This window comes from Kineococcus rubinsiae, assembly GCF_011839805.1.
GTDB classification, from domain to species: Bacteria; Actinomycetota; Actinomycetes; order Actinomycetales; family Kineococcaceae; genus Kineococcus; species Kineococcus rubinsiae.
This window is the reverse complement of the sequence record NZ_VWPY01000051.1, coordinates 1-23138: the sequence shown is the minus strand read 5'-3', so window position 1 is coordinate 23138 and position 23138 is coordinate 1. Positions and strand designations below refer to the sequence as shown.

The 23138-nt window shown below is 75.7% G+C and carries 23 protein-coding genes and 1 pseudogene; 10 read left to right on the top strand and 14 right to left on the bottom strand.

Annotated features, from left to right (window positions below):
* Positions 1 to 30: 30 nt before the first annotated feature.
* The 3 genes from F1544_RS18655 to F1544_RS18645 are packed head-to-tail and all read left to right on the top strand — an operon-like array spanning position 31 to position 1701.
* Positions 31 to 411 carry an ATP-binding protein gene (locus tag F1544_RS18655; RefSeq protein ID WP_167587625.1) on the top strand — a complete coding sequence of 127 codons (381 nt, stop codon included), beginning with the start codon at positions 31 to 33 and terminating at the stop codon, positions 409 to 411.
* Positions 408 to 941 carry a GNAT family N-acetyltransferase gene (locus tag F1544_RS18650; RefSeq protein ID WP_308470181.1) on the top strand — a complete coding sequence of 178 codons (534 nt, stop codon included), beginning with the start codon at positions 408 to 410 and terminating at the stop codon, positions 939 to 941. Before F1544_RS18655 ends, F1544_RS18650 begins: the two co-directional genes overlap by 4 nt.
* A 13-nt stretch (positions 942 to 954) precedes the next feature.
* Positions 955 to 1701, top strand: a complete 747-nt coding sequence (locus F1544_RS18645) for a DUF72 domain-containing protein (RefSeq protein WP_167587624.1) — start codon at positions 955 to 957, stop codon at positions 1699 to 1701.
* A gap of 13 nt (positions 1702 to 1714) precedes the next feature.
* Here F1544_RS18645 and F1544_RS18640 read toward each other — a convergent pair whose 3' ends face one another.
* The gene (locus tag F1544_RS18640; protein WP_167587623.1) at positions 1715 to 2320 is read right to left on the bottom strand and encodes a GNAT family N-acetyltransferase; all 606 of its coding nucleotides are present in this window, start codon (positions 2318 to 2320) and stop codon (positions 1715 to 1717) included.
* 90 nt (positions 2321 to 2410) lie between these two features.
* Between F1544_RS18640 and F1544_RS18635 the strand changes: the two genes are divergently transcribed.
* Complete coding sequence (locus F1544_RS18635; protein WP_308470180.1) at positions 2411 to 3832, top strand: methyl-accepting chemotaxis protein; 1422 nt, start codon at positions 2411 to 2413, stop codon at positions 3830 to 3832.
* 37 nt (positions 3833 to 3869) lie between these two features.
* On the opposite strand, the gene F1544_RS18630 is transcribed toward F1544_RS18635, so the two are convergent.
* From F1544_RS18630 to F1544_RS18605, 6 genes are all read right to left on the bottom strand, one after another.
* Complete coding sequence (locus F1544_RS18630; protein WP_167587621.1) at positions 3870 to 4244, bottom strand: hypothetical protein; 375 nt, start codon at positions 4242 to 4244, stop codon at positions 3870 to 3872.
* Positions 4245 to 4282: 38 nt separating this feature from the next.
* Complete coding sequence (locus F1544_RS18625) at positions 4283 to 5158, bottom strand: polysaccharide deacetylase family protein (RefSeq protein WP_167587635.1); 876 nt, start codon at positions 5156 to 5158, stop codon at positions 4283 to 4285.
* A 53-nt stretch (positions 5159 to 5211) separates the two neighbouring features.
* The gene (gene speB, locus F1544_RS18620) at positions 5212 to 6159 is read right to left on the bottom strand and encodes an agmatinase (protein WP_167587634.1); all 948 of its coding nucleotides are present in this window, start codon (positions 6157 to 6159) and stop codon (positions 5212 to 5214) included.
* A gap of 110 nt (positions 6160 to 6269) precedes the next feature.
* On the bottom strand, positions 6270 to 7016 hold the full coding sequence (locus F1544_RS18615) for an SDR family NAD(P)-dependent oxidoreductase (RefSeq protein WP_167587620.1): 747 nt from the start codon (positions 7014 to 7016) through the stop codon (positions 6270 to 6272).
* Positions 7016 to 7729 carry an SDR family NAD(P)-dependent oxidoreductase gene (locus tag F1544_RS18610; RefSeq protein WP_167587619.1) on the bottom strand — a complete coding sequence of 238 codons (714 nt, stop codon included), beginning with the start codon at positions 7727 to 7729 and terminating at the stop codon, positions 7016 to 7018. Before F1544_RS18610 ends, F1544_RS18615 begins: the two co-directional genes overlap by 1 nt.
* Positions 7726 to 9174, bottom strand: a complete 1449-nt coding sequence (locus F1544_RS18605) for an APC family permease (protein ID WP_373368097.1) — start codon at positions 9172 to 9174, stop codon at positions 7726 to 7728. Before F1544_RS18605 ends, F1544_RS18610 begins: the two co-directional genes overlap by 4 nt.
* A 244-nt stretch (positions 9175 to 9418) precedes the next feature.
* Between F1544_RS18605 and F1544_RS18600 the strand changes: the two genes are divergently transcribed.
* A complete protein-coding gene (locus tag F1544_RS18600) occupies positions 9419 to 10969 on the top strand; it encodes a PucR family transcriptional regulator (protein ID WP_167587617.1) in 1551 nt (516 codons plus the stop codon).
* A 36-nt stretch (positions 10970 to 11005) separates the two neighbouring features.
* Here the strand turns inward: F1544_RS18600 and F1544_RS18595 are convergent, their stop codons facing one another.
* Positions 11006 to 11380 (bottom strand): hypothetical protein, encoded by a 375-nt coding sequence (locus tag F1544_RS18595; protein WP_167587616.1) that lies wholly within the window; start codon positions 11378 to 11380, stop codon positions 11006 to 11008.
* Positions 11381 to 11497: 117 nt separating this feature from the next.
* On the opposite strand from F1544_RS18595, the gene F1544_RS18590 reads away from it, so the two are divergent.
* Together F1544_RS18590 and F1544_RS18585 are read left to right on the top strand one after the other, a co-directional pair.
* Positions 11498 to 13057 carry a CYTH and CHAD domain-containing protein gene (locus F1544_RS18590; protein ID WP_167587615.1) on the top strand — a complete coding sequence of 520 codons (1560 nt, stop codon included), beginning with the start codon at positions 11498 to 11500 and terminating at the stop codon, positions 13055 to 13057.
* 25 nt (positions 13058 to 13082) lie between these two features.
* Positions 13083 to 13865, top strand: a complete 783-nt coding sequence (locus tag F1544_RS18585) for a sulfite exporter TauE/SafE family protein (protein WP_308470176.1) — start codon at positions 13083 to 13085, stop codon at positions 13863 to 13865.
* 98 nt (positions 13866 to 13963) lie between these two features.
* Here F1544_RS18585 and F1544_RS18580 read toward each other — a convergent pair whose 3' ends face one another.
* Both F1544_RS18580 and F1544_RS18575 read right to left on the bottom strand, forming a co-directional pair.
* Positions 13964 to 15256 carry an HNH endonuclease signature motif containing protein gene (locus F1544_RS18580; protein ID WP_167587614.1) on the bottom strand — a complete coding sequence of 431 codons (1293 nt, stop codon included), beginning with the start codon at positions 15254 to 15256 and terminating at the stop codon, positions 13964 to 13966.
* Between the two features lie 89 nt (positions 15257 to 15345).
* On the bottom strand, positions 15346 to 16104 hold the full coding sequence (locus tag F1544_RS18575) for a DeoR/GlpR family DNA-binding transcription regulator (protein WP_167587613.1): 759 nt from the start codon (positions 16102 to 16104) through the stop codon (positions 15346 to 15348).
* A 36-nt stretch (positions 16105 to 16140) separates the two neighbouring features.
* Here F1544_RS18575 and F1544_RS25915 point away from each other — a divergent pair, with 36 nt between their 5' ends.
* A complete protein-coding gene (locus tag F1544_RS25915; protein ID WP_208972174.1) occupies positions 16141 to 17442 on the top strand; it encodes an MFS transporter in 1302 nt (433 codons plus the stop codon).
* 4 nt (positions 17443 to 17446) lie between these two features.
* Here F1544_RS25915 and F1544_RS18565 read toward each other — a convergent pair whose 3' ends face one another.
* A complete protein-coding gene (locus F1544_RS18565) occupies positions 17447 to 18616 on the bottom strand; it encodes an epoxide hydrolase family protein (RefSeq protein ID WP_167587612.1) in 1170 nt (389 codons plus the stop codon).
* A 92-nt stretch (positions 18617 to 18708) separates the two neighbouring features.
* Here F1544_RS18565 and F1544_RS18560 point away from each other — a divergent pair, with 92 nt between their 5' ends.
* Together F1544_RS18560 and dxs are read left to right on the top strand one after the other, a co-directional pair.
* Positions 18709 to 19104, top strand: coding sequence for a hypothetical protein (locus F1544_RS18560; protein ID WP_308470175.1), 396 nt, complete (start codon positions 18709 to 18711; stop codon positions 19102 to 19104).
* Between the two features lie 213 nt (positions 19105 to 19317).
* Complete coding sequence (dxs, locus tag F1544_RS18555) at positions 19318 to 21213, top strand: 1-deoxy-D-xylulose-5-phosphate synthase (RefSeq protein ID WP_167587611.1); 1896 nt, start codon at positions 19318 to 19320, stop codon at positions 21211 to 21213.
* A gap of 27 nt (positions 21214 to 21240) precedes the next feature.
* On the opposite strand, the gene F1544_RS18550 is transcribed toward dxs, so the two are convergent.
* From F1544_RS18550 to F1544_RS18540, 3 genes and pseudogenes are all read right to left on the bottom strand, one after another.
* Positions 21241 to 22071, bottom strand: coding sequence for a hypothetical protein (locus tag F1544_RS18550; RefSeq protein WP_167587610.1), 831 nt, complete (start codon positions 22069 to 22071; stop codon positions 21241 to 21243).
* A gap of 133 nt (positions 22072 to 22204) precedes the next feature.
* Positions 22205 to 22717, bottom strand: coding sequence for an ATP-binding protein (locus F1544_RS18545; RefSeq protein ID WP_167587609.1), 513 nt, complete (start codon positions 22715 to 22717; stop codon positions 22205 to 22207).
* 116 nt (positions 22718 to 22833) lie between these two features.
* Positions 22834 to 23138, bottom strand: a pseudogene (locus tag F1544_RS18540) (ribonuclease D); the annotation flags it as partial.

Genomic DNA, 23138 nt, shown 5'->3' with positions numbered 1-23138 from the left:
GTCCCGGGCCCGCGGCGGCAGGATGGTGCCGTGTGCGAAGCGACTCCGGCGGCGGAGATCACCCTCCCCGACCACGAGCACTCCGCACGGGAGGCCCGGCGGTTCCTCTCCGAGGCCTACTGCGCGCTGCACCACAGCCGGGTGCTGGACGAGGCGCAGCTGCTCGTCTCGGAGCTCGTGACCAACGCCGTGCGCCACGGCGGGCCGCCCGTGACGGTGCGGGTCGAGTGCGTCGGCGAGGAGGGCCTGCGGGTCTCCGTGCGCGACGGCGACCCCCGCCCGCCCGTGCGCCGGGACGTGTCCCTGGAGTCCGAGGGGGGCCGCGGCGTCGCGCTCGTCGACATCCTGTCCGACCGCTGGGGCGTCGAGGCGGCCGACCCGGGCAAGACGGTCTGGTTCGTGCTGTCGTGACGCCCCCGCCCCGGCGGCGGGGGACCGAGGTGCGGCTGCTCACCGAGGACGACGCAGGCGACCTGGCCCGCCTGCTGCAGGACAACTGGGAGTTCCTCGCACCCTACGAACCGGAGCGCGAGGCCGCGTACTTCACCGTCGAGCACCAGGCCGGGCTCGTCGCGCACCTGCTCGCGGAGCACGAGGCCGGTCGCTGCGTGCCCTACGGGATCCTGCGCGACGGGGAGCTGGTGGGGCGCATCACGGTCGCCGACGTCGTGCGCGGCGCGGCGCAGTCCGGCCACCTCGGCTACTTCGTCGCGGAGGCCGTGAACGGGCGGGGCGTCGCGACGCAGGCCGTCGGGCACGTCGTCGAGCGCGCCTGGACCGAGCTGGGCCTGCACCGGCTGCAGGCCGGCACGCTGCTGTCCAACTCGGCGTCGCAGGCCGTGCTGCAGCGCAACGGGTTCGAGCGCATCGGGGTGGCGCGCGGGTACCTGCGGATCGCGGGCCGCTGGCAGGACCACGTGCTCTACCAGCGGACGACCTGACGGGGTCCACGCCGTGACGGTCTTCGTCGGGACCTCGGGCTGGAGCTACGACCACTGGGTGGACGTGCTCTACCCGCCGCGCACGCCACCCGCGCGCCGGCTGGAGCACTACCTGCGGGAGTTCCGCACCGTCGAGCTGAACACCAGCTTCTACCGCTGGCCGCCGCCCGAGCGGTTCGCGGCCTGGCGCGAGCAGCTGCCCCCGGGCTTCCGGCTGTCGGTGAAGGCCTCGCGCTACCTCACGCACTACCGTCGGCTCGGCTCGCCGGAACCCTGGGTGGAGCGGATGGTCGCGGGCTGGCGGGAGCTGGGGGACGCGGCGGCCGTGCTCCTGCTGCAGCTGCGCGCCGACCACGTGCGCGACGACGAGCGCCTCGACCGCGTGCTGGAACTCCTGCCCGACGACGTCCGGGTGGCCGTGGAGTTCCGCGACGCGAGCTGGGACGACGACGCCGTCGCGGACGTCCTCGCCCGCCACGGGGCGGCCGCGTGCCTCGCCGACGGCGCCGGAGTGCCTGCGGTGCAGCGGGACACGTCGGCTCTGCGCTACGTGCGGCTGCACGGCCCGCCGCGCGGGCCGCTGTACGCGACGGGCTACTCCGACGACGAGCTGCGGGCGTGGGCGGACCGCTTCGCGGCGTGGCACGCGGCGGGGCAGGACGTCTACGCCTACTTCAACAACGACATCGGCGGGCACGCCGTGCGCGACGCCCGCACGCTGTGCCGGCTGCTGGGGCCGGACGTGGCGCCGACCGCCTGAGGCCTGCCGCCGGTCAGGTCGCGGTGAGCTCCGCGAGGACGCCGGGTTCCACGTCGCGGTCGGCGTAGACGAGGCGGACGGCGGCCGGGTCGGGGTTCCCGGCGTCGGGACCGCGCCAGACCTGCTGCAGCCCGGCGCGTTCCGCCGTGCGCCGCGAGGCGTGGTTGTGCTCGAGCAGGTAGGCGACCACGGGCAGGCCGGGATCCACCTCGGCGGCCGCGGCCCGCCCGGCCGCGGTGATCTCGCGGGCGTACCCGGAACCCCACGCCTGCGGCGCCAGCCGGTAGTACACGTTCCAGGCCAGGGCGCGCCCGTCGTCGCTGCGGCGCGGCGCGCACCCGCCGACGCCGAGGACGGGGGCGCCGGCACCCGCCGGGTGGGCCAGGTCGCGCACGGCCCAGTAGCCGAGGCCGTGCACGCTCCAGTCGCCGACGAAGCGCAGGACGAGGAGCTCCGTGGCGCTGCGCTCGGTGTGGCGCCCGCTCGGCAGGTGCTCCCACGTGCGGGGGTCGGCGTGCACGACGTGCACCGCGTCGACGTCGTCGGCCGTCACGGCGTCCAGGCGCAGCCGCGGCGTCGTGACGTGCCGGTGGTCGCGGCGGGTGGGGGAGGCGGGCACCCCGGCACGGTAGCGCCGCCGCGGACCGGGCCCTCAGCAAGCTCCCCGGGCCTGCCGATGGGGGCCGGTGACCACCACGAGCGCCGCGCTGTGAGCGACCGTCGAGTGCCCGACGCGCTGGGGCCGGTGGTCCTCGCGACGACGGCCGTCGCCGCCCTCGCGGTGGGCGGGACCCCCGGGTGGGTGGTCCTGGCCGTCGGCCTGCTGCTGGGCGGCGTCGCCTGCGCGCGCTCGGGCGCCCGCCGGCGCGGCGAGCGGGAGCAGCTGGCGCGCGCGGCCGCCGCGGTCGGGCGGGGCGACCTGTCCGGGCTCGACGGCGCGCAGCTGCCGCGGTCCGTGGCCGTGCTCGCCGACGCCGCCGGGCTGCTCGGCGTCGCGGGACAGGAGATGCGGTTCGCCAGCGACGTCGTCGTCGGCGGGGTGCGCTCCGCGACGGCGGAGGCCGAGGTCATCGCGGCGTCCGCCACCCGCGTCGCCGACGACGCGGCCGAGATCGCCGACGCGAGCGCCTCACTCGCCACCTCCATCGCCGACGTCGCGCAGCGCGCGGTCCACGCCCGCGAGGCGGCCCGCTCGTCGCTGTCCGCGGGGGAGGAGACGGGGGTGGTCGTCGCCTCGCTGGGGGAGTCCTCGACGCGCATCGGCGAGGTCGTCCGCGTCATCTCGGCGATCGCCGAGCAGACGCACCTGCTCGCGCTGAACGCCACCATCGAGGCGGCCCGGGCCGGTGCGGCCGGCAGCGGGTTCGCCGTCGTGGCCGGGGAGGTCAAGGAGCTCGCGGACTCCACGGCCCGCGCGACCGAGGAGGTCGTCCCGCTCATCCAGCGCATCCGCGTCGACGTCGCGCGGGCGGTCGAGGCCGTCGCGGGCGCGCAGGCCGCGATCGGGGAGATCGTCGAGCTGCAGCAGGCCATCGTCACGGCGGTGGAGGACCAGGCGGGCACGACGCAGGAGTTCCGCCGCCGCACCGAGCAGATCGTCGCCAGCAGCGCCCGGATCGGCGCCGCCGCGTCCGTCGTGGCCCGCGCGACGGCCGACGCGCTGGCCGCCGCCGCCCGCACCCACCGCGCCGTCGAGGGCATCGAGGCGCTGGGCGCCGACGCCCGCCCGGCCGCCGCCGCGCTCGTGCTGCCGCCGCCGGCCGGGGAGAGCTCCTACGCCGTCACGGTCGACCGGCCCGCGAACCTCGTCGCCTTCCGCCTCGCGGGGGTCTGGGACCTGGCCACGGCCCGCCGCTTCGACGCGGAGGTGCGCGCCGCCATGACCACCGTGCGTCCCGGCTGGCGCATCGACTGCGACATGTCCGACTACCCGGTGCAGCCGCCGGAGGTCCAGGCGGTGCACGCGGCGCTCATGGGCTTCGCGGGCACCCAGGGGCTCGGCTGGTCGGTCAACATGGTCCCCAACGGCCTCGTGGCACTGCAGATGCAGCGGCTCAGCGACGCGGCCGGGATGCCGTCGTCGTGGGTGGCGAACCGGCAGGACGCGCTGGCGGCGCTGGCCGCGCACTGACCGGCTCGCGGACGGCCCCTCCGCACGGGCCTGCGGGTCAGAGGACGCCGCGGGCGTCGGCGACGGCCTGCGCGAAGGCCTCGGCGACCTCGCGCTCCGCGAGCGTGCGGAACCTCAGGCGGTTGCGGTCGACGACCACCTCGACCCGCAGGGCGCGCGGAGCGCCCAAGAGCGTCCCGCCGCCGCTCACGGTGACGGCTCCCACCGAGGCCAGCGGCACGGACGCCACGGACGGCCCGCCGAGGAGCTGCGGCTGGGTCAGCCACAGCCGCTCGCGGCTCACCGCCAGCGCCCCGCTGCCCGTGGTCCCGCCCAGCGGCCCCGAGACGACGGTGAGCACCGCGAGCGCCGTGTCGCCCTCCTGGGCCATGCGCCCGAGGACCAGGGCGTGGGTCGGGTCGTCGCTGAACACCGCTCCGTCCTACCGCACCCGGGGGCCCGACCGGTCGTTCACCCCTCCTCCAGCGGCAGGACGCTGCGCGGGGCCAGCGCGAGTCCGCGCACGTGACGGGCGATCTCCTCGAGGCTCGCCGTCCAGGTGCCCGGGTCGGCGGCGACCTCGGCGACCAGGCCCTCCAGCGCCGCGGCGCGGCCCGGGCGGCCGGAGAGGAACGGGTGGCTGGTCAGGACGAAGCACCCACCCTCCTCGCGCAGGGCGGTGAACTCCTGGCGCCACATCGACACCGCCTTCGCAGGGTCCTCGATCAGCCCGCTGCCCGACAGGTCCGGCAGGTAGCAGTACTGCTCCCAGTCGTCGAGGCCCCAGCTGACGGGGACCTCCACGATCGAGCGACCGCCGGGCGCGGTGGGCCCGAGAGCCAGCTCGTAGGGGACGTCGGCGTCCATGAGGCTGGAGTCGTAGAGGAAGCCGCGCTCGTCGAGCAGTCCCGGCGTGTGCCAGTTCAGCTCCCACATCGGTGCGCGGAACCCCACGGGCCGGACGCCTGCGACCTCCTCCAGCGCGTCGAGGCCGCGGTCGAGGGCTGCGGCCTCGGTGGCGGCGTCGAGCCCGACCATCGACTCGTGCAGGAAGCCGTGGTGGGCGATCTCGTGGCCGGCGGCGGCGATGTCGCGCACCGTCGAGGGGTGGCGCAGGGCCGTGAACCCCGGCACGAAGAACGTGGAGCGCACCCCGTGGCGCTCGAGCAGGCGCAGCAGGCGGGGGACGCCGACCAGGGGCCCGTAGGCCTGGTGGCTCATGACGCTCATCCGCCGGCCGCTGGTGGGGTCGATCGCCAGCACGGCCGACTCGGCGTCCACGTCGAAGGTGAACGCCGCGGCCGCGCGGCGGCCGTCCGGCCACGCCACCGGTTCCGCCGGGCGCATCAGCCGCACCCCGGCACCCCCCGGCGCCTCGGTGCCGCTCGTGGTCGGGTCCGTCATGCGCGCGTCCTCGCCATCATCGTCAGGAGCTCGTAGGCGGTGCCGGCCGCGGCGACCGCCGTGATGTCGGCGTGGTCGTAGGCCGGGGCGACCTCGACGACGTCGGCGCCCACCAGCGGGAGGTCGGAGAGCCCCTGCAGGATGCCGACGAGCTCCCGGCTGGTGAGCCCGCCCATCTCCGGGGTCCCGGTGCCGGGCGCGTGGGCGGGGTCGAGGACGTCGATGTCGACGGAGAGGTAGACGGCCTCGGACCCGACGCGCCGCCTGATCCGGTCCACCACGTCCTCGACGCTGCTGCGCTGCAGCTCCTGGGCGTGCACCACGGTGAACCCGAGCTCCGCGTCGTCGCGCAGGTCGGCGGGGGAGTAGAGGGAACCGCGGATGCCGACGTGGGCGCTGTGCTCGTGGACGAGCAGGCCCTCCTCCGCGGCGCGGCGGAAGGGGGTGCCGTGCGTCGTGGGGGCGCCGAAGTAGGTGTTCCAGGTGTCCAGGTGGGCGTCGAAGTGCACGAGCGCGACGGGCCCGTGCTCTGCGGCGACGGCGCGCAGCGCGGGGAGCGCGATCGTGTGGTCCCCGCCGAGGGTCACCACCCGGCGGCCACCGCCGAGCAGTTCCCGCAGACCGGTCTCCACGGCCTCGAGCGCCTCGGTGATGGAGAAGGGGTTGGCGGCGATGTCCCCGGCGTCGGCGACCTGCAGCGCGCGGAACGGCGAGAGGTCGAGACCCGGGTGGTAGGGCTTGAGCAGCCGGGACGCCTCCCGGATGGCCGCCGGCCCGAACCTGGCCCCGGGCCGGTAGGTGACGCCGCTGTCGAACGGCACCCCGACCACCGCGACGTCGTGGTCGCCGACGTCCTCGATCCGCGGCAGCCGGGCGAACGTCGCGGGCCCGGCGTAGCGGGGGACCTGCTGGGCGTCGACCTGCCCGACGTGGCCGTCGGCCACCTGGTGCTGACCGAGGGCGCGCTGCCGGCGCTGCCGCTGGACCTCGCTGCTCACCTGCTGCTCCTCTCCTCCTGCCCGACCCTCGTCGTGAGGTTCCGCCTCACCGCCCGTCACGCGCGTGTCCGGGTGGAACCGCCGTTGAGCTGCAGCACCTGTCCGACGAGCGCCCCGACCCGCGGGGAGGCGAGGAAGGCGACGGCGGCCGCGATCTCCTCGGGCCGGCCGATGCGGCCGAGCGGGATGTCGCGCGCGTACTCCGCGTGCATCGCGGCCAGGGTCAGGCCCGCGGCGTCCGCGTCGACCTGCAGCTGGGGCGTGTCGACGACCCCGGGGGCGATGCCGTTGACGACGACGCCCGCCGGGGCGAGTTCGCGTCCCAGCGACTTCACGAGGGCGACGAGACCCGCCTTGGACGCCGAGTAGGCGGTCGCGCCGGGCCACCCGACGACCCCCCACTCGGAGCAGATGACCACGATGCGCCCGGAACCCCGCCGGGTCATGGGGCCCGCGACGGCCTGGGCCAGGGCGAAGGTGCCACCGAGGTTGGTGTCCACGACCCGCCACCAGTCGTCCGGGTCGTGCTCCTCGACGGGGGCCATCGTCATGTACGCGTGGTTGGCCACGAGCACGTCGATGCCGCCCGTGCGCTCCTCGACCTCGCCGACGAGCCGGCGTGCGGCCGCGGGATCGGCGAGGTCCGCGGCGAGGGCGGCCCCACCGACCTCCGCGGCCAGGTCGTCCAGGCGGCTGCCGGGGGTGCGGTCGGTGACCACGACGCGGTACCCGTCCTGGGCCAGGCGGCGGGCCGTCGCGACCCCGAGACCGCCTGCGGCGCCGGTGAGGAGGGCGACCGGCATCAGATCACCGCCCCGGCGTTGGGCGAGACGACCTCACCGGTCATGAAGGTGGCCTCCTCGACGACGAAGCGGACGGTCTCGGCGATCTCGTCGGCGCGCACGAGCCGGCGTGCGGGCAGTGTCCGCAGGTACTCCGGGTCCCGCCACGGCGAGTCGGCCGCGAGCAGGGGTGTGTCGGTGGGACCGGGGGCGACCACGTTGGCCCGCACCCCGTCCGGGGCCACCTCCGCGGCGAGCGCCCTCACGAAGCCGTGGACGGCCCCCTTGGCAGCCGCGTAGTGGCTGTCACCGTCACCGCCGCCGATGGCGATCTCGGAGCCGACCGCCACCAGGCAACCCGCGCGGCGGCTGCGCATCGGGGGCAGGACCGCGCGGGTCAGGTGCAGGAGCCCACCGAGGTGCACGCGCAGCATCCGTGACCACGCCTCGTCGTCGACGTCGGCCAGGGCGGCCATGGCGTAGTGCCCGGCGGCGGAGACCGCGACCTCCACGGGCCCGAGCTCGTCCTCGGCGCGCGCGACGGCCGCGGCGACCGCGGCGGCGTCCGTCATGTCCAGCCGGACGGCGAGGTCCACGTCCGCGGCCGTCTGCAGGTCGAGGCCGGCCACCCGCCACCCGCTCCTGCGCAGGCGGCCCGCGATGGCCGCCCCGATCCCGCTGGCGGCGCCGCTGACGACGGCGACCCGCGCCGCGCGGGCCGCGTCGGCGCTCACGCCTGCCCCGCGGGGGGAGCGGGCTCGTCGGCGGGCAGGGGCGGGGACACCTCGTCCGGCCCGGTGCCGGGACGGCGCGGCACGAGCACCGCGCCGACGACGAGGAGCACGCCCAGGACGATCCAGAAGCTGAAGTCCATCCAGCGCTGCTCGGCCAGGGCCCGCGGCCAGGCGATGTTGAGGAACTGGAAGACCGTCCACACGGCCGCGGCGATGCCGATGGGCAGCGCCCAGCGGCCGAGGGTCCAGACCCCGGGGCGCCAGGTGCCGCGCCGCCGGGCCCAGAGGGAGCCCAGGACGGGGAAGAGGAAGGCGACGTAGAAGCCACCGGCGCTGAAGGAGATCATCGACGCGTACACGTCCGTGGCGACCGTGCTGCACAGCAGGATCACCAGGCCGACGAGCGACGTCACGACGATGGCCGTCACCGGGAGGCGCTGGCCCTCGGAGAGCCGGGCGAGGTGACGGTGCCCGGGCAGCGCGCGGTCGCGGGCGTAGGCCCAGACGACCCGCGACGCGGCGGTCTGCAGCGCCAGGAAGCTCGCCAGGAAGCCGATGACGAAGAGGACCTCGATCGGGGTCGTCATGCCGACGCCCAGCTGGTGCACGAGGGTGGAGTAGACGGGATCGGCGTCGCTGCCCGAGGTCGCCGCCCCCAGGTCGGGGATGGCCAGGATGATGCCCAGGCTGGCGACGAGGACGACGGCCGCGACCAGCGTGAGCGAGGCGAGCACGGCCCGCGGCAGGTTCCTGTGAGGTTCCCGCACCTCCTCGGCGATGTTCCCGGCGCTCTCGAACCCGACGAAGGAGAACCCCACGAAGGCCATCGCCAGCAGGAACGGTGCTGTCGTGACCGCCTGTCCGGCAGAGGGTCCGCTGCCGGCCCCGTCGAACAGGACGCTGAAGGACTGCTCCCGGTGGAAGACGAGCAGCCACAGGCCGAGCCCGACGGAACCGATGATCTCCGCGACGATGCTGGCGGTCATGAGGATCTTCAGGACGCGGCGGCCGATGAGGTTGGCGACCGTCCCGAGAGCCAGGATGACGACTGCGATGGTGACCAGCGTCCCGGCCCCCGCACCGTTGCGTCCCGCGATGTTCGCCACGAACCCCGCAGCCCCGAGGCACACGGTCACCATGGCGATGACGAGCGTCCAGGCGTAGGCCCAGCCGGCGAACCAGCCGTAGCGGGGCCCGACGAGCCGGCGCGACCACTGGTAGACGGAACCCTCCAGCGGCCAGCGGGAGACGAGTTCGGCGAAGACCAGGGCGACGAGGAACTGCCCGCCGAAGACGAGGAAGAAGTTCCACCAGAACGACGGGCCCGCGGTGGTGATGGCGAGGCTGAAGATGCCGTAGAGCGCCACGATCGGGGAGATGAAGGCGAAGGCGAACGCGAAGGCGCTCCACAGCGTGAACTCGCGGCGCAGCTCACCGCCGGCCACGCCCGTCGTGGCGCCCTCGGCCGCCTCGAGCGCTGCCGGGACGTCCGCGGCCCCTGCCGGTCCTGTCGGGTGCACCGCACTCTCCCCTCCGTCGGTCGTCGCCGGGTCCACCGCGGCGACGTGGCTGCGAGTGAAGGGCGCCCGGGCACCGGCGGGCAACAGCTGCCGCCCCGCGTCGGCCAGTGCGCCAGGACGCACAGGGGGCGTTGTGCAGTCGGACAAGGCGCGCGCGACGATGGGAAACATGCCGGACATCGACGGGGACCGGGACGTCAGCGGGGCCGGTGACGACGGCGTGGCCAGGGGCGAAGCCGAGGACACGGACGCCGCCGTGCGCCCACCGCGCCACGAGGGCCTCGACCTGCAGGAGCTCTGCCGCCGCGTCGAAGGGGTCGGGGTGCGCATCGAGACCCTGGTCCCGCAGCGCGGCCCGACCCCGATCCGCTGGGCCCACCCGACGGAGCTGCCCACGCCCGGGCGCTACCTGCGGGGAGGGGAGCTCGTCCTGACGGTCGGCACCCAGCTCGACTCACCCGCCGCCTGCCGCGCCTTCGTCGGGGACCTCCTCGACGCCGGGGCGGCCGCCCTCGGCTTCGGGGTCGGTGACGTGCACCGCGACGTCCCGGAGGGCGTGCTGGAGGCCTGCGTGGTCCGGGGCCTGCCCCTGCTCTCCGTGCCCTACGGCCTGCCCTTCCAGGTCGTCACCGAGGCGCTCGCCGAGCACCGCGCCGGTCTGCGGGTGGCCGACGCCCAGCGGGGCAGTCACCTCGTCACGACGGTGCTGGACGTCATGACCCAGCGCGGCCTGGACCACGTCCTGCCCGCGCTCGCCGAGCACCTGGGTGGTCGCCTCCTCGTCACCGGCCCGGGCGGGGTCGTGGAGGGTGCCGCAGGGGGGCCGCCACCGACCACCGCGGGCGCGCGGTCGCTCGCGGTGACGCTGCCCGGCGACCCGCCGGGGCAGCTGCAGTGGTACCCGCCGGAGGGGACCTCACCGCCTCGCGACCAGCTCGACGCGCTGGTGCACTCCCTGTCCCTGTGGCGCCGCGAGCGCAGCGACGCCCTGCAGCGCAGCTGGAGCGAGCTCGGGACGCTCGTCCACCTCGTGCTCGACGGGCTCGCCTCCCCGGAGGCGCTGCGGCTGCGGCTGGGTCTCGCCCCGGCCGCCTCTTACGCGGCCATCGCCCTCGCCGGGGCGACGGAGGTCGCGGTCGTCAGCCGGCTCCCCGCGCACGCCGTCGCGCGCTGCGCGGAGGCGCTCGTCCTGTTCACCGACGACCCGGAGACCCTGCTGGGGACGGCCGGGGGGTACGGGCTCACCTGCGGGGCGGGCAGCACGACCGCGGCCCCGCAGATCGCCCGCAGCCTGCGCGAGGCCCTCGCCGCCTTCGAGTTCGCCCACCGCCGGGGGACGACGGTCCTGGCGCGGGACCTCGCCACCGTCGACGCGCTGCTGCAGGCCCTGCCGCGCCACCGCCTGCAGGTCTTCGTCGACCAGCTGCTGACGCCCCTGCACGACCACGACCGCCGGGCCGGGGGGGACCTGGTGCACAGCCTCCAGGCCCTGATGGCGGGCGACGGGTCCATCAGCGGCACCGCCCGGCGGTTGTTCGTGCACCCGAACACGCTGCGGCACCGTCTGAGGCGCATCGCCGAGATCACCGGCCGCGACCCCTCGCTGCTCAGCGACCGCACGGCGTTCCTCATCGCCTTCACCGTCGCCGGGCACGGCAGCGGGCGCCGCCCGGGCGAGCAGGTCCCGGCGGTGGCCCCGCGGCGTCGTGGGCCGGGGTAGCCGCGACTCGTGGGACGAGTCAGGGTCGGCGTGGGATCACTGGCAGGTCTCGCGGGCGGGGCGGGGCAGCTCGACGGTGTGCTGGCGCAGCGTCGCGCGCGCGCGGGACACCGGGGGCACGGGCACCTGGTCGACCCAGCGGGGCGCCCAGTGCTCGAGCCCGTCGGCGGCGGGCTTGGGGCGGGAGAAGAAGCGCTCGCGCAGGAAGGTCTGCAGGCGCGCACCCAGCGGGTCACCCGGCTGGGCGAGGCGCGGGTCGTCGAGGCCGGCGCCGGGGCGGGTCGCCAGACCGGCCTGCCGGAGGGAGACGAGGAGCCGCCGCGAGTAGGTCCCGGTGAGCAGGCACTCGCGTGCCTCGGCGCGCATCGACTCGTCCAGGCCCGTGAACCACTCACCATGTGTTGCGACCATGGGGGGAGTGTGCCGCAGGTGACCCGGGCGAGCGAGGACCGGGTCACCCGTCCGGGGGTCAGGGCTCCCGCCGCGGCGGTCGCGTGGTCCGCGGTCGTGACCCTGTAGAACGATCCGGTGGTCATCGTCTCCGAAGAGCTCGAGCTGAAGTACGACGTCGACGAGGACCTGGTCCTGCCGTCCCTCCTCGCGGCGGTGCAGGACGGCGGGGGTGCGGCCGCGGGACTGCGGGAGGTCGACGCCGGGGAGCACCAGCTCGAGGCGGTCTACTTCGACACCGAGGACCTGCGCCTGGCCGCCGCGAAGACGACGCTGCGCCGCCGCAGCGGCGGGACCGACGCGGGCTGGCACCTGAAGGTGCCGGGCCCCGACGGCGCGCGCGAGGAGCGGCACGTCCCCCTCGGCCGGGCGGTGCGGACGGTGCCGATCGCGCTGCGGCGCATGGTCGAGCACCTGACCGCCGGGGCCCCCCTGGTCCCGGTCGCACAGCTGCGCACCCGCCGCACGCTGCGCCACCTGCTCGACGGCGCTGACCACCTGCTGCTGGAGATGGCCGACGACCACGTCGAGGGCCGACGCCTGCTGCCCCCGCAGGAGCCGGGGCAGGCCTCCACCCCGCTGACCTGGCGGGAGGTCGAGGTGGAGGTCAAGGGGGGCGACCGGGCCCTGCTGGGCGCCGCCGACGCCGGGCTGCGGGCGGCCGGGCTGGAGCTCTCGGTCAGCAGCTCGAAGGTCGGGCGGGTCCTCGCCGGTGCCGCGCCCGCCCCGTCGCCGCGGGTGCGCGTCGTGCGCAACCGGCCGGAGCTGTCCGTGCGCGCGGCGGCCGGGGAGGTCGTCCTCGCCCACCTCGCGGAGCAGGTCGACCGCCTCCTCGACGAGGACCCGCGCGTGCGCGCCGACGAGCCCGACAGCGTGCACCGCATGCGCGTCGCGACCCGGCGCCTGCGCAGCGCGCTGACGACGTTCTCCTCGCTGTTCAGCGCGCCGACGCGTCCCCTGCGGACCGAGCTGAAGTGGCTCGCCGGGGAGCTCGGCGCCGCCCGCGACGCGGAGGTCCTGCGCGACCGGCTCGCCGCCGCCGCGGCAGAGCTGGACGGACCCCCGGTGGCGGAGGAGGTGGCGCAGCACCTGCAGGGGACCTACCGCACCGCCCACGACGCCGTGCTGCAGTCGCTGTCGTCCGCGCGCTACGAGCGGTTGCTGGACGCGCTCGAGGCCCTGCTCGCCGAGCCGGGGTTCACGCACCGCGGGGGTCGGCGGGCCGGGAAGGTCCTGCCCCGCCGCGTCGCCCGTACGCACCGCCGCCTCGCGGACCTGGTGGAGCGGGCGGAGGAGGCGGGCGGCGACGAGCGCGACGCGCTGCTGCACGAGGCCCGCAAGGCGGCGAAGCGGGTGCGCTACGCCGCGGAGGCCGTCACCTCGGTGTTCGGCAAGGACGCCGAGCGCCTCGCCCGCGCCGCCACCGGGCTCCAGGAGGTCCTGGGGGAGCACCAGGACTCCGTCGTCACGCGGGAGCGGCTGCGGGACCTCGTCGGGGGTGACGTCAGCCCCGCCGTCGCGTTCGCCTGCGGGCGGCTGTTCGAGCGCGAGCAGGTGCACGCCGCGGCGAGCGCCGACGACGTCGCGGACGCCTGGGCCGCGGTGCAGGCCGGGAAGGTGCGCCGGTGGCTGCGCTGAACCGCGGACGGGGCGAGGGGTCGACGTGCTGAGCCTGGAGTCGCTCAGCCTGCTCACGATCGTGCTGCTGGTGCTCGCGGCGTTCGGCGCCGGGTGGATCGACGCCGTCGTCGGGGGCGGCGGGCTCATCCAGCTGCCCGCTCTGCTGCTCGTGCCGGGCATGAACCCGGTGCAGGCGCTCGCGACCAACAAGCTGGCCGGCGCGATGGGCACCGCGACGAGTTCCGCGACGTACTACCGCCGCGTCCACCCCGACCTGCGCACGGCCGCCCCGATGGCCCTGGTCGCCGCCGTGGGTGCCGCGGGCGGGGCGCTCTGCGCCGCAGCGGTTCCCGACGGAGTCCTCACCCCGGTGATCCTCGTCGCGCTCGTGCTGGTCGCGGCCTACACCGTGCTGAAGCCCGACCTCGGCGGGGCCACCGCCCTGCGGTTCCAGGGTTCCCGGCACACCGTCGTCGCGACGCTCACCGGTGCCGTCATCGGGTTCTACGACGGCATCGCCGGCCCGGGCACGGGGGCGTTCCTCGTGTTCGCCCTCGTGGGGCTGCTCGGTCTGGCGTTCCTGCCGGCCAGCGCCACCGCCAAGATCGTGAACCTCGCCACGAACGTCGGCGCGCTCGTCGTCTTCGCCGCGCACGGTTCCGTGCTGTGGCCGCTGGGCCTCGTCATGGGCACCGCGAACCTCGTCGGCGGCTACCTGGGGGCGCGCACCGCCGTCTCGGCCGGCAGCCGCTTCGTGCGCACGGTGTTCCTCGTGGTCGTGACCGTGCTGATCGTCCGCCTCGGCTGGCAGCTGCTCACCCGCTGACGCGGTTCTGCCGATCCCTGACGGGGCCGATCGTGGCCGTGCAGCTCGTCGCTGTGCGGCCCCCGATCTTGTCGGGCATCGGCTCGCCGGGGCGTGCGTCAGTAGGGCGGCGGGTCGGTGTTCGTGTCGTAGGTGTGACCGGTGGGGGAGGTCCACCGCCAGCCGCGCGTGGGCAGGGGTGTGACCTGCCAGCGGGTGTGGGTCTTGAGGCGGTGGTGGTGGCGGCACTGCGGGGCGAGGTTCTCCAGCGTGGTGGGTCCGTCTTGCGCGAACGGCACGACGTGGTCGAGGTCGCAGTTCTGCGCTGGTCGGGTGCAGCCCGGGAAGATGCAGGTCGCGTCCCGGGCTCGAACCCTGCGCGCGATGTGGGCGCTCGGGCGGTAGGTGCGGGTTCCGACGTCGACGACGTTCCCGACCGGGTCGGTGAGGAGCCGCCTCCAGGTCCCGCAGGCCGCGAGGTCGCGGGCGACCTCCGCGGGAACGCTCAGGGCGAGGGTGGGGGTGACGACGTCGGCGGGTTCGTCGTCCAGGCCGAGCAGAGTGGTGGCCGCGACGGTGACGTGGACGTGCACCGACGGCGAGGTACCGCTGCCGGCGTGCAGGTCGAGCAGGGCGTCGACCCGGCGGGCGGCGTGGGAGCGACCCTTGCCGTCGATGCCGCGGGGGTCCTCCGGGTTGGTGGCGTCGGCACAGCCGGTCAGGAACGCGTCGAGCCGCAGCGCTTCGGTCAGGGGCAGGAGCCCGGACAGGTGCGCGGTGAGCCCGTCGTCGCAGACGTCGATGCGGACGAACCGACCCGCTTCGCGCTGCACCTTCGTGCGCAGGGTGTGTCGCGCGGACAACCTGGTGAGGGTGCGGGTGAGTCGTCGTCGCAGTTGCCGCACCGACAGCAGTTCGGCCCCGACGAGGCAGGTCTTCTCCAGCTCCGCGCGGGCCCGGCGCAAGGCGTCTTCGGCGTAGAGGGGGTCCTGGTCGTTCCCGTCGCCGTCGACGACGCGTTGCGCGAGCAGCTCGCTGGTGGCCAGGACGGCCTTCACGTGTCCGATGTGCAGGTCGCCGGCGGCGTAGGCGTCGAGCGTCGCGGGCAGGTCCTCGGTCAGGGTGCGGGCGGTGGAGATGCGCTGGGCGGCGGTGGCGTCCGCGATCCGCAGCGCCGCACACAGTTCGGAGGCGAGGACCTGTTCGCCGGTGAGCTGGACCGTGTCACCGTCGGCGGCGACGAGACCTGGGTTCTCGGCGACTCGCCGTCGGCGCAGTTCCTCCACGGCGTGCAGGACGAGGGCGTCCATCCGGGAACGTTCGCGGTCGAGGGTGATCAGCAGGTCGACCAGCGCGGCGTCCCGGGCACCCGGGAGGGTGTCGGGTGCGGGGAGCGCGGCCGGTGCGAACACGTGTAGGAGTCTACGGGAACCGCTGTGGCGCAACCAGAGTCAGTTCAGTGACCGCACCTGACCGGGAGTTCCGGAACCTGGCCAGGGCCTCAGCAGACCTCGACGCGGACGCCGGCGGCTCGCAGGTGGTCGAGGACGTCGGCGGGGGCCGAGGGGTCGGTGACGAGGACGTCGACGTCCTCGAGCGGGCAGACCACGGCGAGGGCGTGGCGGGTGAACTTCACGCCCTCGGCGATGAGGACGGTGCGCGCGGACGACGCGCGGATCGCCTGCTTCACCGCGGCGTCGTTCACGTCGTAGGCGGTGACGCCCGCGTCCGGCGCTGCGGCGCAGCAGGTCAGGACGGCGGTGTCGAAGCGAAGGCCGGCGATGGACTTCTCCGCCAGGGGGCCCACGAGGGTCCCCTCGGGCTTGCGGACCGAACCGCCGGGGAGGATCAGGTCGACGCTCGGGCTGCCGGCGAGGGCGGCGATCGCCTGCACCGACAGGGGCATGGCCCGGATGCGGCGCCCGGCGAGCGCGGTGGCGGCCGCCGCGCCGGTGGTGCCGGAGTCGATGACCACGGCCTCGCCGTCGGCGATGAGCGTGGCGGTGAACGCCGCCAGCCGCGCCTTGAGGGCGGCGTCGTCGATCGCGCGGACCTCGAAGGGCAGGCCCTCGCCCCGCAGGGTCGTGGTCACCGCGCCGCCGCGCACGCGGCGCAGCGCCCCGACGAGCGCGAGGTGGTCCAGGTCGCGCCGGATGGTGATGGTGGAGATGGCCAGCCGGTCGGCGAGCTCGGGCACCTCGACCCGCCCCGAGCGGTGCAGGGCCTCGAGGATCTCCTTGTGGCGTCGCTCGGCGTTCATGACCGAATGCTAGCTCAGGTGTGATCAAATGGTCATGTGCCTGATCAGAACCGAGCAGACGGGCCGGCCGACGGCCGGCTCGACGACCGTCCGACGATCGCCGGGGAGACGCCCGCCGTCGACGCCCGGGCGCTGGCCCGCTGGCGCAACGCCGTCATCGTCGCGTTCGCGCTCGGTGGCCTGACGCTCGCGACGTGGGGCCCGCGCCTGCCCGCGCTGCGGGCCGAGCTGGAGCTGAGCACAGGAGGCATCGGCGTCCTGCTGGCCGGGGTCACGGTCGGGTCGGTGTCCGGGCTGCTCGCCTCCACCCCGCTGCTGACCCGCCTCGGCGCCCGGCACGCCATGACCGTGACGGTGCTCCTCATCGCCGTGGCGGTGACGGTCATCGGCGCCGGTGCCGGTCTGCTGCACTCCGCGCCCCTGGTCGCCGTGGGCTTCGTGCTCGTCGGCTTCGGCATCGGCGCGCTGGACGTGGTCATCAACGTCGAGGGCGCCGAGGTGGAGCGGGTCGCGGGCCGCACGCTCATGCCGCTGATGCACGCGGCGTGGCCGGCGGGCGCGGCGGCCGGTTCCGGCATCGGCGCGGCCTGCGCGGCCCTCGGTGTCTCCGTGACGTGGCAGTTCCTCGCCGAGGCCGTCCTGATCGGCGTCCTGGCTCTGGTGATCGCCCCCCTGGTCCCGGCCGGGCGGCGGCAGCACGAGGCGCCGGTCGCCGAGCGCACCGCACCCCTGGACCGGCTCCGCAGCTGGGCCCGCGGCTGGGCGGACTGGCGGCTGCTCCTCATCGGCGTCGTGATGCTCGGCGCCGAGCTCGGCGAGGGTTCCGCCAACAACTGGCTGACCCTGGCCACCCAGGACGGGCACGGCCGCACCCCGGCCGTGGCGGCGACGTTCTTCACGGCCTTCGCGATCGGGGAGACCCTCGCCCGCGTGGTGGGCGGCCCGCTGGTCGACCGGTTCGGCCGCGTGGCGACGGTGCGCTGGACGACGGCGCTGGGCGTGGTCGGGGTCGCGGTGTTCATCCTCGCCGGCAGCTCCTGGCTCATCCTGCTCGGCGTCCTGCTGTGGGCGGTCGGCGTGTCGATGGGGTTCCCGCTCGGCATGTCCGCGGCCGCGGAGAGCGGCCCGAACGCCGCTGCGCGCGTGAGCGTCGTCGCCTCGATCGGGTACTTCGCGAACTTCGCCGGCCCGCCCGCCGTGGGTTTCCTCGCCCAGTCGACGAGCCTGCTGACGGCGCTGTGGCTGGTCGCGATCCTGCTCGCCGTCGCGTTCGCCACGGCGTCCGTGCTGCGCCCCGTCGAGCGGGCGGGAGTCGCGGGAGTTCCCGCCACCCGGTGACGCCTCAGCCGGCGGCGCGGGCGCGGTAGGGGCGGAAGAACTCCCGGAGCTCCTGCGCGTACAGCTCGGGTTCCTCGAACGGTGCGAAGTGCCCGCCGCGCGGAGGTTCGCTGACGCGCACGACGTTCGCGGTGCGCTCCAGCCACGCCCGCGGCGGCCGGAGGATGTCGGCGGGGAACAGGGCGAACCCGGACGGGACCTCCACCCGGCGGGCGTGCTGGGCGCGGGGGACCGCGGCGTTCGCGCGGTACATCCGCATGGACGAGCCGATCGTCTGGCGCAGCCACGTCGCCGTGAGCAGGGTCAACACCTCGTCGGGGGTGTAGGCGTCGGCGACGTCCCCGTCGCTCCACGCCTGCAGCTTCTCCACGACCCAGGCGGCGAGGCCCGCGGGGGAGTCGTTCAGGCCGACCGCCGCGGTCTGCGGCTTCGTGCGGTGCACGGCGGCGTAGGCGCCCTCCTCGGCGCCCCAGCGCGCGACGTCGGCGAGCCAGTCGCGCTCCTCGCCCGACAGCTCCGCCGGGTCCGCGGGTGGGACCGGCAGCCCCGCGTCCGTGCGGTGGACGGCCACCACGCGCTCGGGGTGGTCCAGCGCCAGGTACCGGCTCACGGAACTGCCGATGTCCCCGCCGGCCGCGCCGAAGCGGTCGTAGCCCAGGACGTCCATCAGCTCCGCCCACAGCCCCGCCACCGCGACCGAGTCCGGGGCGGCGCCGGTGGGGCGGTCCGAGAACCCGTACCCCGGCATGTCCGGCACGACGACGTCGAAGGCGTCGGCGGGGTCGCCGCCGTGGGCACCGGGGTCCGTCAGCAGCGGGACGACCTTGGAGTACCGCCACGAGGAGTCCGGCCAGCCGTGGCTCAGGACCAGCGGCAGCACCGGTCCCGCCGGGGCCACGGCGCGCACGTGGACCACGTGGACGCCCAGCCCGCCGAGGACGACCCGGAAGCGGGGCGTGCGGAACGCCGTCTCCTCCTGCGCGGGCCAGTCGAAGCCGTCCGCCCAGTGGGTGACGAGCTCCCGCAGGTAGGAGAGGTCGGTCCCCGCGGACCAGCCGGCGTCCTCGGGGGCGTCGGGCCAGCGGGTCGCCCGCAGCCGCGAGCGCAGGTCGGCGAGCGCGGCGGGCGACGTCCGCTCGGTGAAGGGTTCGACGCTCACCGGGGTGCGGGTCACGGCCCGACTGTAGGACGCGCCGTCCCGCGACGGGAGGGCTCGCGGGCGGGTATGGTCGAACACTCGTTCGACTCGACGTCCAGGAGGTGGCGGTGCGCGACGGCGACGGCGTCCGGGTCCGGGTGCGGCACGGCCCGCCGGGCTGGCCCGAGCAGGTGCCGCCGCCCGAGGTCGCGGAGTGGCAGGAGGCCGCGGTCGCCTGGCTCCTGGACCAGGCGCCGCCGGAGTACCGCGGCTACCCGCCCGTGCGGCGCCACCCCGTGCTCCTCGTGTGGCTCGTCGCCCACCACGTCCGCGCCCAGCGCGAGGCGGTCCGCCAGGCCGTCGGCACCGCGCGCCGCGACCTCGCCGACCAGCTGCCGCCCGAGGCCGCCCCGCAGGTGTTCTCCGTCCTCGAGCTCGAGGAGCTGCGGCTGCGGCGCCTGGAGCGGGCCGTGGACCTCGTCGAGCAGGCCGTGCGCGGCCGGCACTTCGTCCCGCGGCTGTGAGCTGCGGGGGTGCGGGCGGTGGCGCCGCCACGTGACCTCTGCCACTCCGCCGGGCGTTCCCCGTGCAGATCCCGTGCGGACCGCCCCGCGCGGTGCGGTTGCCCGTGCCACGGGCGGAGGCGGCTCTTACACTCAACGGCACGCGCTCGGCGGTCCGCACCTCGGTGCGGACCTCCGGTCCACCAGTCGTCCCGCACCAGGAGGCCACCCCGCATGGGGCTGCTCGAGTCGATCAAGGGTCCCGAGGACCTCAAGGGTCTCGCCCCGGAGCAGCTCCCGGCGCTCGCCGCCGAGGTGCGCGCCTTCCTCGTCGCCGAGGTGAGCAAGACCGGTGGGCACCTGGGCCCCAACCTCGGCGTCGTCGAGCTGACCATCGGGCTGCACCGCGTCTTCGACTCCCCGCACGACACCGTGGTCTTCGACACCGGCCACCAGAGCTACGTGCACAAGCTCCTCACGGGCCGCCAGGACTTCTCCCGGCTGCGCGAGACCGGCGGCCTGTCGGGCTACCCCTCGCGCGCGGAGAGCGTCCACGACGTCGTCGAGAACTCCCACGCGTCGACCTCGCTGTCCTGGGCGGACGGCATCGCCCACGCCCACGAGGTCCGCGGCGAGTCCGACCGCCGCGTCGTCGCGGTCATCGGCGACGGGGCGCTGACGGGCGGCATGGCCTGGGAGGCGCTGAACAACATCGCCGCCGCCCAGCGGCCCGTGATCATCGTCGTCAACGACAACGAGCGCTCCTACGCCCCGACCATCGGTGGCATGGCCTCGCACCTCGCGACCCTGCGCACCACGCGCGAGTACGAGAAGCTCCTCGACTGGGGCAAGCAGTCGCTGCGCCGCGGGGGGACCCCGGGCCGGCTGGCCTACGACACGCTGCACGGCATGAAGAAGGGCATCAAGGACATCGTCGCCCCGCAGGGGCTGTTCGAGGACCTGGGCCTGAAGTACGTCGGCCCGGTCGACGGCCACGACGTCGAGGCCGTCGAGCACGCCCTGCGCCGCGCCCGGTCCTTCGGGGGCCCCGTGATCGTGCACATGATCACGCAGAAGGGGCGCGGGTACCGCCCGGCGCTGGACAACGAGGCCGACCACTTCCACGCCGTCGGCGTCATCGACCCGGAGACGGGGGAGGCGCAGGCCTCGTCCGGCTCCTCGTGGACCAGCGTCTTCGCCGACGAGATGGTCACCATCGGCGACGCCCGCCCCGACGTCGTCGCGCTGACCGCGGCCATGCTGATCCCCGTCGGGCTCGACCGCTTCGCCGCCAAGCACCCCGGCCGGGTCTTCGACGTCGGCATCGCCGAGCAGCACGCGCTCACGTCCGCGGCCGGCATGGCCTTCGGGGGCCTGCACCCCGTCGTCGCCGTCTACGCGACCTTCCTCAACCGCGCCTTCGACCAGCTCCTGCTGGACGTCGCGCTGCACCGCGCCGGCGTCACCCTCGTCCTGGACCGCGCGGGGGCCACCGGCCCCGACGGGGCCAGCCACCACGGCATGTGGGACATGTCGATGGCCCGGATGGTGCCGGGGCTGCGCCTGGCCGCCCCCCGCGACGCGACGACGCTGCGCGAGGAGCTGAACGAGGCCGTGGCCGTCGAGGACGCCCCGACCGTCGTGCGCTTCAGCCGCGGCAAGGTGCCCGCGGACATCCCCGCGATCGCCCGCACGGGCGGGGTCGACGTCCTCGAGGGCGCCTCGTGGGCCACGGGCGACGACGTCCTCCTCGTCGCCGTCGGCTCGATGGTGCCGCGCTGCCTGCAGGTCGCCGAGCGGCTTCGCGCCCAGGGCATGGGGGTCACGGTCGTCGACCCGCGCTGGGTCGTCCCCTTCGACGACGCGCTCACCGAGCTCGCCCGCACGCACCGCCACGTCGCCGTCGTCGAGGACGGCGGCCGGGTCGGCGGGGTCGGCTGGTCGTTCGCGGCCCAGCTGCGCGAGCAGGGCGTGAAGACCGAGGTCCTCGGCTTCGCCCTGCCGCAGGAGTTCCTCGACCACGGGTCCCGCGACGACGTCCTCGAGGCGGCGGGCCTCACCGTGCAGGCGATCTCCCTGCGCGTCGTCGAGGCCGTGGCGCACGCCGCGCGCGTCGACGAGCACGCCTGAGGCGCTGCGCCGCAGCCGCTCGCGCGGTCAGTTCCGCAGCGCGACCTCGCCGACGTGCGGGTTCAGCGGGGCGAGCGCGACCTCGTCGCGGGTGACGAGCAGCGCGCGGGGGAAACCCCGCTCGGCCGGCTCGGTCGCGGTCCAGGCGGCCCCGACGAACGCGGGGTCGATGCGTGCGAGGTCGAACCAGCCGCGGGTGCGCACCGGCACGGCGACGGCCCGCAGCAGCGAACCCGCCGAGCGGCCCGGGCCGCCCACCAGGTGCTCGCGCAGCGCAGCCGAGGCCAGCAGCGTCGGGACGTCGCAGCCGCCCACGGGACGCAGCACGTCCTGACCGCGCACGCCCGCGTCGCGCTGCAGCCGCTCGACGACGAGGGCCCCCATGGCCTCCAGGTGCGCGCGGTCCGCGGCGCTCAGCCGCGGATCGGCACCCGTCGCGGCGGCCGAGACGGCGGGTACGGGCAGGACCCGCTCACCGGAGCCCCAGGGCACGACCACGCCCGGACCGAGGTCGACGGCCCCCCCGAGGACGCGGGTGCTGCGCCACGCTGCGCCGAGGTGGCCGACGGCCGTCGCGGGCAGCCCGAGGGCGACCCGGCGCGCGCCCGCGCGGTGCAGCTCCCGGTGGGCCAGCAGCAGGTCGCGCACCCGGGCGCGCACCGCCTCCTCGTCCCCGTCGGGCGCGGACCCGGGGCCCGCGGCCGCGAGCTCGACGTCCGCCCAGGCCAGGGGCGCGCAGCCGGGCAGCCACAGGCCGTCGTCGTCCAGGTCGACGTCGACGTCGTCGAGCACGCTGGCGGCCAGGACGCCCCGGCGCAGCAGCGCGCGGTCGGCGGGGGAGCTGGAACGGGTGGCCATGCCCGGAACCTAGGCGAACGGGAGCCGCGGCGCCGCGGGGTGTGAGCAGCGTTGCGCCGCACGGGGGACGCCTCCGCCACGGACGGAGCAGTGCCGCCCGCCCGCCGCGACCGGACGGGTGGCGGGGAGGTCCTCAGCCGGTGGCGAGGTGGAACCAGACCGTCTTGCCGGTCGGCCCCGGCCCCGCGGGGGAGGTCCGGGCCTCGGGGAACGTCTCCAGCGCCGGCGACTCCTCGGCGCCGGGGCGGTCGTCGTCGAGCACGGGCCACCCGCCGTCGTCCCAGTCGGGGACCTCGGACCTCTCCTCGGCGGGGCTGTGGCTGGGGTAGTAGCCCCACGCCGTGGCCAGGGCGTCGACGATCGCGATGCCGCGCCCGCTGGTGGCGTGCACCGTCTGCTCCTTCAGCGCCGGGATGGCCGCGTTGGAGTCGGAGATGCCGACGAGGATGCCCTCCGCGTCGTGGGTGAGGCTCAGCGTCAGGGGCCCGTGGCCGTGCGCGAGGGCGTTGGCCACCAGCTCGTGGGTGAGGAGCTCCGCGATCCACCGGCGCGCCTCCGGGAGGTGCTCCTCGGGGCAGTGCTCGCAGACCCAGTGGCGGGCCATCCGCGCTGCGGTGAGGTGCTCGGTCAGGGTGAGGCGTTCCACGATCCCACCTCCGTCAGCCGTGACGTCGACGCCGCGTCATCGACACCGTCGGACCCGAGATTGGCGCACGGGGCCCGCCGAGGCAAGGCGACCCGTGTCACAGACGTCGGAGGACCTCACTCCAGCGGGAGGGGTTCCGTCCCGGTGGCGGTGGCGGTCGCGAAGGCCTCGGCCAGCGGAGCGGCCACGAGCTCGACCTGCCAGCGCCGGGCGCGGCTGGCGCGCAGGGCCCCGGCCACCGCCGCGGCGTCCGCGTCGGCGGGCGGGCTCCAGGCCAGCCGGCGCAGCGCCTCGGGCTGCAGCAGGTTCTCCACGGGCAGGCCGTGCTCGTCCGCGAGGGCCGTGACGACCGCGCGGCCGGCGGCGAGCCGGGCCGCGGCGGCGGGGTGCTTCGCCGCCCACGTGCGCGGCGGCGGCTGGC